General features: G+C 72.7%; 14 protein-coding genes. 8 read left to right on the top strand and 6 right to left on the bottom strand.

Going from position 1 to position 16184, the window contains the following annotated elements; translation table 11 throughout:
* The first annotated feature begins 101 nt into the window (after positions 1 to 101).
* Positions 102 to 791, top strand: a complete 690-nt coding sequence (locus tag ASG94_RS11125; RefSeq protein ID WP_056926543.1) for an RDD family protein — start codon at positions 102 to 104, stop codon at positions 789 to 791.
* An 80-nt stretch (positions 792 to 871) separates the two neighbouring features.
* Positions 872 to 1435, top strand: coding sequence for a hypothetical protein (locus ASG94_RS11120; protein ID WP_156411552.1), 564 nt, complete (start codon positions 872 to 874; stop codon positions 1433 to 1435).
* Between the two features lie 19 nt (positions 1436 to 1454).
* On the opposite strand, the gene ASG94_RS11115 is transcribed toward ASG94_RS11120, so the two are convergent.
* Together ASG94_RS11115 and ASG94_RS11110 are read right to left on the bottom strand one after the other, a co-directional pair.
* A complete protein-coding gene (locus tag ASG94_RS11115) occupies positions 1455 to 2975 on the bottom strand; it encodes a hypothetical protein (RefSeq protein WP_056926541.1) in 1521 nt (506 codons plus the stop codon).
* Positions 2950 to 3669: an ABC transporter ATP-binding protein gene (locus tag ASG94_RS11110; protein ID WP_056926540.1), complete on the bottom strand. Its 720-nt coding sequence runs from the start codon at positions 3667 to 3669 to the stop codon at positions 2950 to 2952. Before ASG94_RS11110 ends, ASG94_RS11115 begins: the two co-directional genes overlap by 26 nt.
* Before the next feature lie 310 nt (positions 3670 to 3979).
* On the opposite strand from ASG94_RS11110, the gene ASG94_RS11105 reads away from it, so the two are divergent.
* The 3 genes from ASG94_RS11105 to ASG94_RS11095 all read left to right on the top strand — a co-directional run bounded on the left by ASG94_RS11105 (position 3980) and on the right by ASG94_RS11095 (position 6604).
* Positions 3980 to 5137: an RNA polymerase sigma factor gene (locus tag ASG94_RS11105; protein WP_056926539.1), complete on the top strand. Its 1158-nt coding sequence runs from the start codon at positions 3980 to 3982 to the stop codon at positions 5135 to 5137.
* Between the two features lie 104 nt (positions 5138 to 5241).
* Entirely contained in the window at positions 5242 to 5775 is a 534-nt protein-coding gene (locus ASG94_RS11100) for an RNA polymerase sigma factor (protein WP_235537237.1), read from the top strand.
* The gene (locus ASG94_RS11095) at positions 5768 to 6604 is read left to right on the top strand and encodes a hypothetical protein (protein ID WP_056926538.1); all 837 of its coding nucleotides are present in this window, start codon (positions 5768 to 5770) and stop codon (positions 6602 to 6604) included. The genes ASG94_RS11100 and ASG94_RS11095 overlap by 8 nt, the downstream gene beginning before the upstream one ends.
* Positions 6605 to 6751: 147 nt before the next feature.
* Here the strand turns inward: ASG94_RS11095 and ASG94_RS11090 are convergent, their stop codons facing one another.
* The gene (locus ASG94_RS11090) at positions 6752 to 8974 is read right to left on the bottom strand and encodes a 3-hydroxyacyl-CoA dehydrogenase NAD-binding domain-containing protein (protein ID WP_056926537.1); all 2223 of its coding nucleotides are present in this window, start codon (positions 8972 to 8974) and stop codon (positions 6752 to 6754) included.
* Between the two features lie 17 nt (positions 8975 to 8991).
* Positions 8992 to 10203 carry an acetyl-CoA C-acetyltransferase gene (locus ASG94_RS11085; protein ID WP_056926536.1) on the bottom strand — a complete coding sequence of 404 codons (1212 nt, stop codon included), beginning with the start codon at positions 10201 to 10203 and terminating at the stop codon, positions 8992 to 8994.
* A gap of 125 nt (positions 10204 to 10328) precedes the next feature.
* Between ASG94_RS11085 and ASG94_RS11080 the strand changes: the two genes are divergently transcribed.
* The 3 genes from ASG94_RS11080 (at position 10329) to ASG94_RS11070 (ending at position 13343) form a co-directional block, all read left to right on the top strand.
* Positions 10329 to 10934 carry a helix-turn-helix domain-containing protein gene (locus ASG94_RS11080; protein ID WP_056926535.1) on the top strand — a complete coding sequence of 202 codons (606 nt, stop codon included), beginning with the start codon at positions 10329 to 10331 and terminating at the stop codon, positions 10932 to 10934.
* A gap of 140 nt (positions 10935 to 11074) precedes the next feature.
* Entirely contained in the window at positions 11075 to 12385 is a 1311-nt protein-coding gene (locus ASG94_RS11075; protein WP_056926534.1) for a cation:proton antiporter, read from the top strand.
* Between the two features lie 58 nt (positions 12386 to 12443).
* On the top strand, positions 12444 to 13343 hold the full coding sequence (locus tag ASG94_RS11070; protein ID WP_056926533.1) for an NAD(P)H-binding protein: 900 nt from the start codon (positions 12444 to 12446) through the stop codon (positions 13341 to 13343).
* 3 nt (positions 13344 to 13346) lie between these two features.
* Here ASG94_RS11070 and ASG94_RS11065 read toward each other — a convergent pair whose 3' ends face one another.
* Entirely contained in the window at positions 13347 to 14033 is a 687-nt protein-coding gene (locus ASG94_RS11065) for a CPBP family intramembrane glutamic endopeptidase (RefSeq protein WP_056926532.1), read from the bottom strand.
* Positions 14034 to 14067: 34 nt separating this feature from the next.
* The gene (locus ASG94_RS11060; protein ID WP_056926531.1) at positions 14068 to 15579 is read right to left on the bottom strand and encodes a DEAD/DEAH box helicase; all 1512 of its coding nucleotides are present in this window, start codon (positions 15577 to 15579) and stop codon (positions 14068 to 14070) included.
* Positions 15580 to 16184: the final 605 nt, after the last annotated feature.

The following is a 16184-nucleotide window of genomic DNA, read 5'->3' as shown; positions in this document are numbered from 1 at the left end:
CGATGCGAATGGGCAGTACCCCGGGACGACGCCCTCCAGGGTGTCGCCCGACCGACCCATGGCCGCGCCCGCGGGCCCACATCCAGCAAGGGGAACCACCCATGTCGAACTACGGCAACCCGCCGTCCGATCCCTACGGCCAGCCGCCCGCCGGCCAGGGTCCGGACCCCTACGGTCAGAACCCGTACGGCCAGCAGCCGCCGTCGCCGTACGGCCAGGACCCGTCGGCCCAGAACCCCTACGGCCAGGACGCCTACGGCCAGCAGCCGGCCTATGCGCAGGGCGGGTACGGCGTGGCCCAGCCCGGCTTCACTCCTCCGTACGCCTCGTGGATCCAGCGCGTGGCGGCGTACCTCATCGACGGCCTGATCACCCTGATCGCCTACGTGCCCGGGCTGATCGGCGTCGTGGTGCTCGCCGCCAACACCGAGACGACCACGGACCCGGTCACCGGGGTGACCACCTCGGAGCTGACCGGCGGCGGCGGGCTCGCCTTCGGCCTGGTCCTGCTCGGCGCCGTGCTCGTGGTGGCCTTCTCGATCTGGAACATCGTCTTCCGCCAGGGCAAGACCGGCTACACGATCGGCAAGGGCGTCATGGGCATCAAGCTGGTCAAGGAGGAGACCGGCCAGCCGGTCGGGCCCGGCCTGTCGTTCGTGCGGCAGATCGCGCACGTCCTCGACACCGTCCTGTGCAACATCGGCTACCTGTGGCCGATCTGGGACTCCAAGCGGCAGACCTTCTCCGACAAGGTCATGGCCACCATCGTCATCCGCCAGCCCAAGGGGTGAGCCGCTGCCCGCGGTCGTCACTAGGCTTCAGGTCAGACGGCCGCGGGGCGGTCACCACTGAGGGGAACCACCCAATGCGCGTGCACACGCGACCCGAGCGCCTCGCGGTGCTCACCCTGATCGTCGCGGCGTCCCTCCCGGGGCTCGCCGCCTGCACCGCCGAGGCCGAGGCCGACACCGTGACCGCTCCGGCGTCCTCGCCCGCCCAGGTCCGCACGGCGCTCGTCGACCTGTACGCCGGGGAGCGCGCGTCCGGCGACGACGCGGACGCGGCGGAGTGCTTCGCCGACGACCTGCTCGGCCGGGTCAGCCCCGAGGAGCTGCGCGACGGCGGGGTGCTCGACGCCTCCTACCGCCCGAGAGGCACCCTGGCGACCCTGGACCGGCCGGTCGCGGAGGCGTGGACCGAGGCCCAGATGAGCTGCACCGACTTCGTGGCGGAGTCGACCGAGGCACAGGAGGCCCTGACCAAGGGCCGCCTCGACGCCGACGCGTACGCCGCGTGCCTCGACGGGCGGCTCGACGCGGAGACCATCCGCGACGCGTCGGTCTCCACCCTGATGGCGCGCTTCGACGACCCGGCCGTGGGCGAGATGAGCGTCGCCCAGTCCGAGTGCTCGGTGCTGTCGGTCCCGCGGGGCTGAGCCACCCCACCGACAGGCGTCAGGCCGCGACGGCCACGACCACGCGGGCGCGCTGGGACGCGTCCACCCACCAGCCTCGTGCCCGGCGCAGCCGGACCCACGACCAGAGCAGGAACGGCACCGCCATCACCGGCACCAGCCACCACGCCGGCGTCTGGGCCGCCGCGGAGAAGAGCATCGCGGTCAGCGTCGTGCTGACCGCCAGCCGCGCGGAGTAGCCCACCATGACGATCGGCGGCGCCGGGGTGGCGCGCGCCGAGGACAGCTGCACCGGGAAGGGCCGGCGACCAGACCAGGACATCGACACCGCCACCACCTGGAGCGTCACCACGACCATGGTGGTCGCCAGCGCCAGCACCTCGACGGCGCTCGGGACACCTGCGCGCAGGGCGGCCAGCGCAATGGTGACGACGGCCGCGGAGCCCAGCCATTCGGCGAGGGTGAGCGCGCGGGCGGCGAAGACGGTCCCGGGCTCGACCGGGAGGCTCTCGCGCCACAGTGCGCCGCGCCCGTCGAGGCACCAGGCGTTGACCCCGAAAAGCAGTGCACCGCCGCTCACCACCAGCGCCGGCAGCACGAGCACCTCGGTCCAGTCCATGCCACCGCCGAGCGCCACGAGGCCGGGCCCGAGGGCGAGGACGACGAGGCCCCGCCGCATCGGCACCGAGCGCCACACCGACCCGCGGTCGATGCGGCGCAGCACGGCGAGGTCGCTGCTGGGCAGCGACCGCGCGGGGTGGCTGCCGGACTCGACCTTGAGCTCCTCACGAGGGGTACGCCGCAGCGCGACGCCGGCGGGCAGGGCACCGGCGACCACCGCGGCCGCCGTCAGCGCCAGCAGGGCCAGCACGACCGGCCTCGCGCCGTCGCGCACCGTGATGGCGTCGGCGAGGTGGTGGGTCGGCAGGGCGTCGAGCAGGGGCAGCAGGCGGTGCGTGGCCTGCAGGCCGACCCCGACCACGGCGAGCACGACGGCCACCGTGCGCACCACGGCGATGCCGTGCGTGGTCCGGCGGACCGTCTCGACCAGCCAGCCGACGACCTGGGCCAGCGCCGTGGCGCACACGACCCACGCCGCGGCGACCGCCTGGCCGCCCAGCCAGCCGTCGCTGCCGGTGATCCGCGCGGTGACGCCGAGGAGCAGCCACGCCTGGAGGAGCCAGGCGAAGTTGAGCGGGGCCAGGACCAGGGCGCCCAGGTGCTCGGTCCGGTGGTCGATCGGGTGGATCGCCGCCTGCTCCCGCGGCACGAGCTCACGGCCGCCGCCCGACGCCATCGACGACGCGATTGCCAGGACGAGGAAGCCCGCGAGCATGGCGCCGAGGTGGTCCTCCAGCACCGTCCCCGATCCGGCGCCCTCGACGAGGAGGGGTCCGACCGAGGCGGCGAGGGTGACCCCGAGCAGGACCAGCACGGCGACGGCGGTGGTGCGCGGGCGTCGTACCGTTGCGGCGCGGAAGCGCATCAGGTGGCCGAGGTCGGCGACCGCCCGCACCCAGCCGGCGGCGAGCGGGTCAGTCGAGGAGCGCGCGGTAGGCATCGGCGCCGGCCTCCCCGCTGAGCTCGTCGGCCTCCATCGCGGCGACCTGCGCGCCGCCGCGCAGCACGACCGCGGTGCTGCAGGCCTGGATGGCCAGGTCGCGCAGGTGGGTGGAGACGAGCACGCTGGCGCCGCGGGCGCGGGCGTCCTCGATGACCGCCTGCGTGGCCTCCACCCCGAGCGGGTCGACGCCGTCGAAGGGCTCGTCGAGCAGCAGCACCTCCGGCTCGTGGAGGGCGGCGAGGACGACGGAGAGGCGCCGGCCCATGCCGTGGCTGAAGCCGCTGGTCACGCGATGGGCGACGTCGCCGAGCTCGAAGCGCTCGAGCAGGTCGCGGGCGCGGACCTCCCAGTCGTCGAGGCGGCGCAGGCGGGCGGCGAGCTGGAGGTGCTCCCACGGGGTGGCGCGCGGGACGAGCCCGCCGACGTCGGGGCAGTAGCCGACGCGGCGCTTGACCGCGACGGGGTCCGCGGCCACGTCGATCCCGCCGACGAGGACCGACCCGGCGGTGGGCGGGACGACCCCGGCCAGCACGCGCATCGTGGTCGACTTGCCCGCGCCGTTGCGGCCCAGGAGGGCGGTCGCGTGGCCGGCCTCAGCCCGCAGGTCGATGCCGGCCACGGCCTCCACCTCGCCGAAGCGCACGTGCAGACCGCGGACGTCGATGACGGGGTGGACGGCGGGCTGGCTCACCGGCCCATCCTCCCCGAGTCGGCGCGTCCCGTGGCCCGAATCCGCCGAGAGGGCACTTCCTGACCGCACCGGACCGCCGAGAGGGCACTTCCTGGCAGCACGAACAGGCCGACCGGGCACTTCCTGACCGCACCAGACCGCCGAGAAGGCACTTCCTGACCGCACCAGACCGCGAACTGGTCCGGACGGGCCAGTCCCAACCGCGGCACCCGCGGCGCACCATGGAAAGGATGTGGAACGAGTCCGGGACGACACGGAACCCCGCGTGGCGCTGGGGAGTCGTTGTGGTCATCCCATCCAGGAGGCGGGCATGGACGAAGACTCCATCACCTTCGGGCGGATGCAGGATCCGGGCGACTGTGTCTCCGTCCGAGACGTGTACGACAGGTGCCACGACCGGCTGGTGGTCGTGCTGCACGGAATCACCGGCGACCTCGACGAGGCCGAGGCGGCCGTCCGTGAGGCCTTTGTGCGGGCCGTCGCGTCCGGGCCCCGGTTCTGGCAGGTGGCGGACCCCGAGGGATGGCTGCGTGCCGCCGCGATCCGCGCGCACCGCACTCAGCGCCGACACCGGACGGACGGACCGACCCCGACAGGGCGACGGCCGCGCACACCTCTCCGGAAACCCGAGGCGGTCGACCCGGAGGTCGCGTTCGACCTGATCGAGGCCGACGGGTATGCGCGACGGCGCCGGCGACACTCGGTCGCCGGCGCTCTGGCTGTATCCGTCCTGGTCGTCGCCGTCTTCCTGACCGAGGGGCAGCAGGGGTCGCCCGACCCCGGACCGAGCACGGCACCCTCGCTCGTGCGGCCCTACCCGAGCCCCGTCCCGACCACCCTGGGGAAGGGCACCTACGACCTCACGCCGTGGGGACGACTCGCCCTCGACTCCGGCCGGGTGGCCGAGCGCCACGCCCGAGTGGTCGAGGCGTTCCCGGTGGCCCGGGTCACCGTCCCGACCGGATGGCGGGCGTGGCCCGGGCCGAGCCGGCTCGAGGGGTTCGGGGCGTGGGGGGCGGGCACCGTGGTCCTCTTCCGGGAGGAGCCCGACTGGCGCGTCGGCATGCTCGTCGCGAGCGTGACTGCCACCGCCCGACCGGGCTGCACGACGAGGGACACATCGACCAGCAGCCCGGCGGCGCTGCTGCGCGCGCTGACGGACGTCCCCCGACTGGCAGTCATGTCCGGCCCACACCGCGGGGTCCACGCCGGCCGTCCCGCCGCGCGCCTGCGACTGCGGGAGCTCGGCCGACAGCTCGGCTGTCCGGACGCGGCGTTGTTCGAGACCTCGCAGGGCTACATCGACGGCAGCGGGGGTGGCAGCACCTACGACGCCCAGATCCTCGACGTGGACGGTGAGCCCCTGCTCGTCTGGGCGGGCTGGACGCCGCGCGCACCTCACTCGGCGGTGAGCGAGGTGCGGGCGATGGTCGACTCCCTCGTGCTTCGCGACCGGGGGCAGCCGTGAGCCTGCCTCGCCACGGCGCAGCACGCCGACGAGAAGTCCCTGCGGCGACGGAACCCCGTGTGGCGCTGGGGAGTCGTTGTGGTCATCCCATCCAGGAGGCGGGCATGGACGAAGACTCCATCACCTTCGGGCGGATGCCGGATCTCGAGGACCGCGTGTCCCTCCGCGACGTGTTCGACGCGAGCTACCGCAGGCTCGTGGTGCAGCTGTACGGCGTGACCGACAGCTTCGACGAGGCCGAGGACGTGGTCCAGGAGGCCTTCGTCCGGGCGGCAGCGGCCGGGCGCCGCTTCCTGCGCGTGGAGAACCCCGAGGCCTGGCTGCGCACCACGGCCATCCACGTGCACCGCAGCCGGTGGCGCAAGCGGCGCAACGGCCAGCGGGCGCGCGACCGGATGGTGGCTCCCCGCGACCCGGCCGCCCTCGAGGACCACGTCGAGATCATCACCGCCCTCCGGTCCCTGCCGGAGGCGCAGCGACAGGTCATCGCCCTGCACTACCTCGCGGACCTGCCCGTCCACGAGATCGCCGAGGAGCTCGGCGTACCGACCGGGACCGTCAAGTCACGACTGAGCCGCGGACGAGAGGCCCTCGCCTCGCGGCTCGCCTACGCCGAAGGAGGCGTCGACCATGTCTGAGCCGCTGCTGGAGGCCTTCCGCGAGGACGCCGAGCTCACCACGCCCGTGCCGGCGTTCGACCTGATCGAGAGGGCGGGACGGGCGCGCCGGCGGCGGCGGTACGCCGTGACGGGTGCGGTGGCTGCCTGCGTCCTGGCCGTGAGCGGGTTGCTCGCCGCACAGGGCGCCGCACCCTCGAGTCCGCAGCCGGCAGAGCACACCGAGTCCGGGGTGACGCCGTGGCCCGGACCCACCATGACCACCCTGCCCGCAGGGACCTACGAGTTCGCCTCGTCCGTGGGTCCCTACAGCCCCACGGTGCGGCTGACCCTTCCCCGGGGCTGGAACGCCTGGGAGGGCCCGAACCGGTTCGAGGGCCTGGGCCGGCAGGTGACGCACGACGCGAAGGACAACGAGCGGGTCCTCACCCGTGCCGACTGGTACGCCGACGTGCGGCTGCTGCAGGTCCAGTGGATCGCCCAACGCGGGTGCACCATGGCCGACGTACGCGAGGGTGGCACCTCGAGGTTCGTGCAGGCCCTCACGCACACCCCGGGCCTGCACGTCGTGCAGGGACCGACCTCCGGCACGCACGCCGGCCACGCTGCCGTGCACGTGCGCTTCCGGGTGCCGGACGGCGTCCCGAGCTGTCTGCGCGAGTTCCTCTTCCAGGCGACGCCGGGCCCGATCGGCCTGGGAGACCCCGGCGAGATGCACGATGCCTGGGTCATCGACGTCGACGGGGAGTCCTTCCTGGTGTGGGCCTCGTGGACCCGTCGTACCCCGCCGGCGGAGGTGGACGCCCTGCTCGGGATCGTCGACAGCATCGAGCTGCACGACCGCGAGTAGGCCGAGAGGGCACTTCCTGACCGCACCACCCCGCCGAGAGGGCACTTCCTGACCGCACCAGATGCCAGGAAGTGCCCGGTCGGCACGTCTCAGGTGTCAGGAAGTGCCCGGTCGGCACGTCTCACGTGTCAGGAAGTGCCCTCTCGCTCAGGCGGGGAAGGACTCGCCCTTCGCGTGCAGGTCGCGGAGGTACGCCGTGGGGCGGAACCGCTCGCCGTACGCGTCCGCGAGCTCGTCGGCCCGGGCCAGGAAGGCGCCGAGCCCGATCTCGCCGACGGGACGCCCGCGCTCGTCGAGTGCCTGGTAGCCGGTCATGAACTGCGCGGCGCCACCCGTGCTGGCCGGGAAGCCGATGCCCATGATCGAGCCGATGTTGGCCGCGGCGGCGGAGGTGATGACCCCCTCCTCGAAGCACTTCGCGGTCTCGATCGCCTCGATGAAGAGCATCCGGTCCTTCATGTCGGCGAAGGGGATCTGCTCCTGCGAGACGGGGAACGTCCCGCCCAGCCCGGACCACAGGCCGGCCCGGCGGCCGGACTCGTCGTACTCGTAGAAGCCGGCGCCCTTGAGCCGCGACGGGCGACCCGCCTCGATCATCGTGGCGATGACCTCGCCGGCCCGGTCCTCGGGCAGCTCCCGGCCCTCGCGGGCGGCGGCGTCGGCGGTGGCCTTGCGGATCTTGGCCATCAGCTCCATGTTGAGCTCGTCGCTGATCTGCAGCGGCCCGACCGGGAAGCCGGCCTGCGTGGCGGCCCGCTCGAGCGATATCGGGTGCGCGCCCTCGGCGAGCATCGTCAGGCCCTCGTTGATCTGGGTGCCGATGACCCGCGAGGTGTAGAAGCCGCGCGAGTCGTTGACCACGATCGGCGTCTTGCGGATCTGCTGGACGACGTCGTACGCCTTGGCCAGCGCGACGTCCGAGGTCTCCTTGCCGCGGATGATCTCGACCAGCGGCATCTTGTCGACGGGGCTGAAGAAGTGCAGGCCGATGAAGTCGGCCGGACGGTCGATGCCGTCGGCGAGCTCGGTGATCGGCAGCGTCGAGGTGTTGGAGCACAGCAGCGCGTCGTCATCGACGTAGGGCGCCACCTCGGCGAAGACCGTGGCCTTCAGCGCCGGGTCCTCGAAGACCGCCTCGATGACCAGGTCGCAGCCGGTCAGGTCGGCCGGGTCGCCGGTGGCGGTGATCCGGCCGAGCAGCTCGTCGGCCTTGTCCTGCGTGAGCTTGCCGCGCTCGATGCCCTTGGCGTTGAGCCTGGCGGTGTAGGCCTTGCCCTTCTCGGCGTTCTCCGTGGACACGTCCTTGAGCACGACCTGCATGCCGGCGCGGGCGCACGCGTAGGCGATGCCGGCGCCCATCATCCCGGCGCCGAGGACGCCGACCTTGGTGGCCTTCCAGCGCTCGACGCCCTCGGGGCGCAGCGACCCGGAGTTGATCGCCTGGAGGTCGAAGAAGAACGCCTGGATCATGTTCTTGGAGCCCTGGTTGACGATCAGGCTCGTGAGGTAGCGCGACTCGATCCGCGAGGCGGTGTCGAAGTCGACCTGCGCACCCTCGACCGCGGCGCTGAGGATCGCGCGCGGGGCGGGGTAGACGGCGCCCTTGGTCTGCTTGCGCAGCAGCGCCGGGAAGGCGGGCAGGAACGCCGCCAGCGCCGGGGTCCTCGGGGTGCCGCCGGGCATCTTGTAGCCCGCGCGGTCCCACGGCTTGGTGGCCGCCTCCTCGTCGTCGCGGTGCGCGAGGATCCACGCCTTCGCGGCCGGGACGAGCTCTTCGCGGGTCGGCAGCAGCTCGTCGACGAGGCCCTTGGCCAGCGCGCCCTGCGGGTCGAACTGGGTGCCGGGCATCAGCACGTCCATGAGCGCGGTCTGCAGCCCGAGCATGCGTACGACGCGCGTCACGCCGCCGCCGCCGGGGAGCAGGCCGAGGGTGGACTCGGGCAGGCCGATCTTGACCGAGCGGTCGTCGACCGCGATCCGGTGGTTGGCGGCCAGCGCGATCTCGAGGCCGCCGCCGAGGGCGGCGCCGTTGATCGCGGCGACCACCGGGCGGGGGAAGCGCTCGAGGCGGCGCAGGCCGGCCTTGATGGCCTCGCCGGAGGCGAAGATCTGCTCCGCGTCGTCCGGGGTGGCCTGCGACATCAGGGTGAGGTTGCCGCCGGCGAAGAAGGTCTTCTTCGCGCTGGCGACCACGACGCCGACGACGTCGTCCTGTTCGTCGTACAGGCGGTCGACGGCCGCGTCCATGGACCGCTGGTAGAGCTCGGTCATGGTGTTGGCCCGCGACGTGGGGTCGTCGAGGGTGAGGGTGACGATGCCGTCGGCGTCGCGCTCGTAGCGGACGGCGGTCTCAGTGGTGGTGGTGCTCATGAGTGGGTGACTGCCTTTCAGACGAGCTCGACGATGGTGGCGATGCCCATGCCGCCACCGACGCAGAGCGTGGCGAGGCCGCGCTTCTGGTCGCGGCGGGCGAGCTCGTCGACGAGGGTGCCGAGGATCATCGCGCCGGTCGCGCCGAGCGGGTGGCCCATGGCGATCGCGCCGCCGTTGACGTTGGTGATGTCGTGGGAGATGCCCAGGTCGCGCATGAAGCGCATCGCGACGGCCGCGAAGGCCTCGTTGATCTCGAAGAGGTCGATGTCGTCGACCTCGAGGCCGGCCTTGGCCAGCGCCTTGCGGGCGGCCGGGGCGGGACCGGTGAGCATGATCGTCGGGTCGGCGCCGGAGACCGCGGTGGCGATGATCCGCGCCCGCGGGGTGAGGCCGAGGTCGCTGCCGACCTGCTCGCTGCCGATGGCCATGATCGCGGCACCGTCGACGATGCCGGAGCTGTTGCCGGCGTGGTGGACGTGGTCGATCCGCTCGACCCAGTGGTACTTCTCCAGGGCCACGTCGTCGAAGCCGGCGTCGCGGCCGATCTGCGCGAAGGACGGCTTGAGCCCGGCCAGCCCCTCGGGGCTGGTGTCGGGGCGGATCAGCTCGTCGTGGTCGAGCACGGTGAGGCCGTTGCGGTCGCGGACCGGGATCACCGCGTCGGAGAAGTAGCCGTTGGCCCAGGCCTTGGCCGCGCGGTGGTGCGACTCGGCGGCGAAGGCGTCCACGTCGTCGCGGTTCCAGCCCTCGATGGTGGCGATCAGGTCGGCGCCGATGCCCTGCGGGACGAAGCCGGTGGTGAGCGCGGTGGCCGGGTCCATCGCCCAGGCGCCGCCGTCGGAGCCCATCGGCACGCGGCTCATCGACTCGACGCCGCCGGCGAGGATGAGGTCCTCGAAGCCGCCGCGGACGCGGGACGCCGCCTGGTTGACCGCCTCGAGGCCGGAGGCGCAGAAGCGGTTGAGCTGCACACCGGCGACGGTCTCGGGGTAGCCCGCCGCGAGGGCAGCGGTCTTGGCGATGTCGCCGCCCTGGTCACCCAGCGGCGAGACCACGCCGAGCACCACGTCGTCCACGCGGGCCGGGTCGAGGCCGGGGTTGCGGGTCCGCACCTCGTCGAGCAGCCCGACCACCAGGTCGACCGGCTTGACCTCGTGCAGGGAGCCGGCGGCCTTGCCCTTGCCGCGCGGCGTACGGATGTGGTCGTAGATGAATGCCTCTGCCATGACCGTCCTTCGGTGTCGAGAGGGTGTGTCGAGGGAGTGTGGAGACCCGCCCCTCGATTGTGACACCATTACTGTCACCGTGGTCAACCAGTGTGGCCCGGCTCACGCGGAAGGGAGGGACGACGATGACCGACGAGGCGTACGACGACGACACCACCGACGACCTGCTCCTCACCCTGGACGAGCTCACCGAGCGCGTCGGCACCAGCGTGCGCAACGTCCGCTTCTACACCTCGCGCGGCCTCGTGCCACCGCCGATCCGCCGCGGCCGCTCGGGCTACTATTCCTCCGAGCACGTCGCCCGCCTCGAGCTGGTCCGCGAGCTCCAGGGCCACGGCTTCACCCTCGCCGCCATCGAGAAGTACGTCGAGCGCATCCCCGCCGACGCCACCCCCTCGGACATCGCGCTGCACCTGTCCCTGCTCGCGCCGGTCACCGGCGAGCGCCACGTCGACGTCGCCGAGGGTCTGGCCGGCCTCGGCGTCCCGCCGGAGGCCGCGGCCGCGGTCGCCGAGGTGTACGCCGAGCACGGCCGGCAGGTGGCCGCCGAGCTGTCCGAGGTCGTCCGGACCCTCGTCTGGCCGCCCTTCCGCGACGCCGGGGGCACCCCCGAGCAGCTGCGCGAGATGGTCCACCGCCTCAAGCCGCTGACCGTCGCCGGACTGGTCGCGGCCTACGAGCAGGCGATGGACGACAGCGCCGCGTCGTACGACGCCAAGCGCCCGCGCTGACCCGCCGCGGGGCCCCGACACTCCGCCCGCCGCCGCCCGCCGCCCGCCCGCCGGGGTGACGACGAAGCGACAGTGCGAGGGGTCGACTGCGAGACTGGTTCCATGCTCAACCACCTGACGACCCGGACCACCGGGACCCGATGACCGGGGCCGCGGTCTACCTCCTCCTCGGCCTGTCCCTGCTGCTCGCGATCGTGCTGCCGCAGGTCACGCGCCGCATCGCGGTGTCCCCGCCGATGGTCCTCGTCGCGGTCGGGATGCTCATCGGGCTGCTGCCACTGGCCGGGGACGTCAGCCTCGACCCGCAGGACCACCGCACGCTGGTCACGCACGTCACCGAGTTCACCGTGCTGGTCTCGCTGATGGGCGTCGGCCTGGCCATCGAGCGCACCCTGGACCTGCGGTCCTGGCGGTCGTGGCGCACCTGGTCGCCCGTCTGGCGACTGCTCGCCGTCACCATGCCGGTGACCATCCTGGGCGTCGCGGTGCTCGGCTGGTGGGTGGCCGGGCTCGCGCCGGCCGTCGCCCTGCTGCTCGGCGCCGTCCTCGCGCCCACCGACCCGGTGCTCGCCTCCGACGTCCAGGTGGGCGAGCCGCTCACCGAGGACATCGACGAGCGCGAGGACAAGCAACGTCCCACCGAGGACGACGACATCCGGTTCTCCCTCACCGCCGAGGCCGGCCTCAACGACGGCCTTGCGTTCCCGTTCGTCCACCTGGCGCTGCTCCTGCTCGCCGGGGGTTTCACCGTGCTGGACGCCGGTGAGTGGATCGGCTGGTACCTCGTGGGCAAGATCGTGCTCGGCGTCGCCGTCGGCCTGGCGATCGGTTGGCTGCTGGGCCGCCAGGCCTTCCACGCGCGCAGCGACACGCTGCGTCTGGCCGACCACGGCGAGCCGCTGCTCGCGCTGGCCGCACTGCTGGCGGCGTACGGCGCCGCGGAGCTCGTCGGCGGCTACGGCTTCCTCGCGGTCTTCACCTGCGCGATGCGCCTGCGGGCCTCCGAGCGCGGGCACTCCTACCAGCGCGCGATGCACGGCGTCGTCGAGCGGCTCGAGCGGCTGATGACCCTCATGGTCCTGCTCGTGCTCGGCATGGCGATGACGCGCGGCCTGCTCGACCACCTCGACTGGCGCGGCGTCCTCGTCGCCGTGGCGCTGGTGCTCGTGGTCCGACCGCTGGCCGGGTACGCCGCACTGTCGCTGCTCGCGCGCGACGAGCGCACGGACGGGGGCCTCGACCAGGGCGAACGGATGGCCGTGGCGTTCTTCGGCGTCCGCGGCGTCGGCTCGCTCTACTACCTGGCCTACGCGACGAGTCACGAGGAGGTGCCCGGCGAGGCGTGGCTGTGGTCCACGGTCGCCTTCACGGTCATCGTCTCGGTGCTGCTCCACGGCGTGACGGCCACGCCGGCCATGGCCCGGCTGGACGAGCGCCGCGGCGTCAGCTGAGCCGTCGCACCCCGCTCGTGGCTCCGACCCTCCCCCGCCCGTCTGCAAGGCTGGTCCCATGAGCACCGTCCTGGTCACCGGGGCCACCGGCTTCATCGGTCGCCGCCTCGTCCCCGCCCTCGTCGACGACGGGCACACCGTGCGTGCGATGACCCGCCGCCCCGAGCAGTACGACGGGCCCGGCGAGCCGGTCGGCGCCGACGTGATGGATCCGGCCTCGCTGGCCGAGGCGCTCGCGGGCGTCGACGTCGCGATCTACCTCGTGCACTCGCTCGACGACCCCGACTTCGAGCGCAAGGACGCCGATGCGGCCCGCAACTTCAGCAAGGCCGCCGCGGAGGCCGGCCTGCGCCAGATCGTCTACATGGGCGGGCTCGGCGCCGACGACGGCCACCTGTCGGCCCACCTGCGCTCGCGCCGCGAGGTCGAGGGCCTCCTCGGCCAGGACGGCGTACCCGTCACCGTGCTGCGCGCCGCGATCGTGGTCGGCCACGGCGGCATCTCGTGGGAGATCACCCGCCAGCTGGTCAAGAACCTACCGGCGATGATCGTGCCCAAGTGGGTCGGCACGAAGACCCAGCCGATCGCCCTCGACGACGTCATCCGCTACCTCGCGGGCGTGGTCGACCAGGAGGAGGCGTTCGGGCGGGTCTTCGAGATCGGCGGCACCGAGCAGCTCACCTACCTCGACATGATGAAGGTCGCCGCCGAGGCCATGAACGGCCGGGCGATCCCGATCGTCAAGGTGCCGATCCTGACGCCGCGGCTCTCGTCGTACTGGCTCGCGCTCGTCACCGACGTCGACGCGACCACGGGCCGCAACCTCATCGACTCGATGTCCACCGAGGTGGTCGTGACGGACACGTCCATCCGCGACGTCGTGCCGGGCGAGCCGTTGAGCTACGCCGAGTCCGTACGCCGCGCGCTCGAGGAGCGTGCCGCGGCGGCGGGCAGCTGACGCTCAGCCGAAGAAGAGCGGGAGCACCAGCAGCATCGACAGCGACCAGGTGACGTGCGTGATGATCGGCGCGAGCACACCGCCGCTGGCACGGCGCTGGAGGCCGCACACCAGGCCGATGAGGATCGCGGCGAAGGCCAGCATCACGTTGCCGGTCGCGAGCGTCGCCACGAAGTAGGCCAGCGTCGTCCACGCCACTGGGTGGCGCGGGATCGCGGCGTAGGCCGCCCCGCGGAAGAACAGCTCCTCGGCGATGCCGTTGATGAGCGTGATGACGACCAGCACCGGGACGGAGCCCTGGTCGGCGTACTCCAGGACCGAGCTGACGTAGTCGGCCAGCGGCGGGATCTGGCGCACCACCAGGGAGCCGACCACGAAGATCGCCACCAGCACCAGGCCGATGGCGAGCGGCGAGACCACGGGGCGCAGGTGCGCCTCGCCGCGGGTGATGCGACCGAGGTGGAGACGGCCCGACGCGAACGCGCCGACCACCCACACCCCGGCCAGCACCATCGTCGAGAGGTAGAACGTGGGGCTGCCGGGCTCGATCCTCAGCGAGTAGCCGAGGACGCCGGCGCCGATGAGGACGACGGCGACCGTGACGACCTGGCGTCGACGCAGTGCGGCCGCGGTGTCGCGCTGGTCGCGCGGCACCACGTCCCACAGGGAGCGCCTCAGCCAGTCGTACACGGACCCGAGCCTAGAGAGCGGGGGAAACCGCCGGTCAGCGGCCCGCGCTGAACGAGGACGAGCTGTGCACGCGGGTGCTGCCGCCGGACGACGAGCCGCCGCGGCGCTGACCGCCGCCGCCGCTGCGTCCGCGGGACTGACCGCCGCCGCTGCCGCCCTGGCCACCGCCCTGGCCGCCGCCGGAGCGACGACGCTGGCCGCCGTTGCCGCCACCGTTGCCGCCCTGGCCGCCGGAGCGACCCTCGGAGGAGCCGCCGGTCGGGTTGCCCCGACGCGACTGGCCGTTGGTCTGGCCCTGGCTGCGGGCCCGCTTGCGCTGCGCGTTGGCACCGGTCGAGGAGCCGCCGCCACCGGAGGGGGTCTCGACGACGAGGCCGCCGGGGGCGCTGCGCTCGCCGGGGGCGAGCTGGACCAGCATCGGGTGGTCGGGGCCGTGCACCTTGGTGGTGGTGGCCTTGATGCCCGCGAGCCGGGTCAGGTCGCGCACGTCGCGCACCTGGTCGTCGGTCATCAGCGTGATGACGGTGCCCTCGGCGCCGGCACGCGCCGTACGGCCCGAGCGGTGCAGGTAGGCCTTGTGCTCGGTGGGCGGGTCGGCGTGGACGACGAGCGCCACGTCGTCGACGTGGATGCCACGCGCGGCGATGTCGGTCGCGACCAGCGTGGTGGCCTTGCCCGAGTGGAACATCTCCATGTTGCGCGTGCGCGCGTTCTGGGACAGATTGCCGTGCAGGTCGACCGACGGGATGCCGGACTTGTTGAGCTGTCGGGCGAGCGCCTTGGCGCCGTGCTTGGTGCGGGTGAAGACGACCGTGCGGCCGGGGGCGCTGGCCAGGTCGACGAGCACCGGGACGCGCTGGTCGCGGGACACGTGCAGCACGTGGTGCGACATCGTGGAGACCGGCGACTGGGCCGAGTCGGCCTCGTGGGTGACCGGGTTGGTGAGGAAGCGCTTGACCAGGACGTCGATCGCCTTGTCGAGCGTCGCCGAGAACAGCAGGCGCTGCCCGGTCCGCGGCGTCTTGTCCATGATCCGGCGCACGCCGGGCAGGAAGCCGAGGTCGGCCATGTGGTCGGCCTCGTCGAGGATCGTGGTCTCGATGGCCGACAGGTCGGCGTACCCCTGGCCCATGAGGTCCTCGAGGCGGCCGGGGCAGGCGATGACGATGTCGACGCCCTTCTTCAGCGCGGTGGTCTGGGGACCCTGGCCGACGCCGCCGTAGACGACGACGGTGGACAGGCCGGTGGCGTCGGCCATCGGCTTGAGGGCGGCGTGGATCTGGCCGACCAGCTCACGGGTCGGGGCCAGGATCAGCGCGCGCGGCTTGCGCGGCATGGCCGGCATCTTGCTCGCGTCGAGGCGGGCGACCAGCGGCAGCAGGAAGGCGTACGTCTTGCCGGAGCCGGTGCGGCCACGGCCCAGGACGTCGCGGCCGGCGAGGCTGTCGGGCAGCGTCGCGGCCTGGATCGGAGTGGGGGTGGTGATGCCCTGCTTCTCGAGGATCTTGATCAACGAGGAGGGCACGCCGAGGTCGGCGAAGTTCATGGGGAATCTTTCGGTTGGCGTCTCGCCAATCGTGGGCCGGCCTGGAAGGGCGGCATACGTGCCTCAGAAGTGAGGGGCGGATCGACCGACTACGTGAGTCACGATCCGTGCGCCCGTTGCAAGACTTGACGGGCGGCGTGGTCACAACGGTATCGGTGTGGCGCTTGTTCCTGTGAATCGTGGGATTGGTGGTGTGTCAAAGTCCCCGCTGCAGCGGGGACTTTTGCGGTTGCTGGCCGATGCATCGCCCTAGAGGCGGACAATTCGGCCACCAAGTACTGGCCCCGACGCCGCAGCTGGTCCGGCCCGGCACAGAGTGGCGGCGGACTGCATGCCCCGGCCGGGATTCCCTGCGATGTGCCGCCACTCTGGGGCAGGCGAGGGCAACTGGCGGCGTACGACGCCTCGGCCGGCCGGATTCCTGTCGACTCCCGCCAGTTGCTCGCCGGGTCCGCGCCGGCCCGGCACAGAGTGGCGGCGGACCGCAGGTTCGAGCTCGGATTCCGCGCGATGTGCCGCCACCCTGGCCGAGCTTCCTGCGATGTGCCGCCACCCTGGCCGCAGGCGGACCGGAGGCGAGCAGGCAGCCGGCGTACGACGGCAGC

The sequence above is a fragment of the Nocardioides sp. Soil805 genome (genome assembly GCF_001429625.1).
In the GTDB taxonomy this organism is placed as follows: Bacteria; Actinomycetota; Actinomycetes; order Propionibacteriales; family Nocardioidaceae; genus Nocardioides.
Note: the sequence above shows the minus strand (reverse complement) of the source record. Positions and strands in the feature narration are given on the sequence as shown.

Bases quoted from the DNA above. Each gene is read 5' to 3' on its own strand.
- ASG94_RS11060 (WP_056926531.1), bottom strand. From the start codon at position 15,579: ATGAACTTCGCCGACCTCGGCGTGCCCTCCTCGTTGATCAAGATCCTC.
- ASG94_RS11090 (WP_056926537.1), bottom strand. From the start codon at position 8,974: ATGAGCACCACCACCACTGAGACCGCCGTCCGCTACGAGCGCGACGCC.
- ASG94_RS11095 (WP_056926538.1), top strand. From the start codon at position 5,768: ATGTCTGAGCCGCTGCTGGAGGCCTTCCGCGAGGACGCCGAGCTCACC.
- ASG94_RS11105 (WP_056926539.1), top strand. From the start codon at position 3,980: ATGGACGAAGACTCCATCACCTTCGGGCGGATGCAGGATCCGGGCGAC.
- ASG94_RS11100 (WP_235537237.1), top strand. From the start codon at position 5,242: ATGGACGAAGACTCCATCACCTTCGGGCGGATGCCGGATCTCGAGGAC.
- ASG94_RS11115 (WP_056926541.1), bottom strand. From the start codon at position 2,975: ATGCCTACCGCGCGCTCCTCGACTGACCCGCTCGCCGCCGGCTGGGTG.
- ASG94_RS11075 (WP_056926534.1), top strand. From the start codon at position 11,075: ATGACCGGGGCCGCGGTCTACCTCCTCCTCGGCCTGTCCCTGCTGCTC.
- ASG94_RS11085 (WP_056926536.1), bottom strand. From the start codon at position 10,203: ATGGCAGAGGCATTCATCTACGACCACATCCGTACGCCGCGCGGCAAG.
- ASG94_RS11070 (WP_056926533.1), top strand. From the start codon at position 12,444: ATGAGCACCGTCCTGGTCACCGGGGCCACCGGCTTCATCGGTCGCCGC.
- ASG94_RS11125 (WP_056926543.1), top strand. From the start codon at position 102: ATGTCGAACTACGGCAACCCGCCGTCCGATCCCTACGGCCAGCCGCCC.
- ASG94_RS11080 (WP_056926535.1), top strand. From the start codon at position 10,329: ATGACCGACGAGGCGTACGACGACGACACCACCGACGACCTGCTCCTC.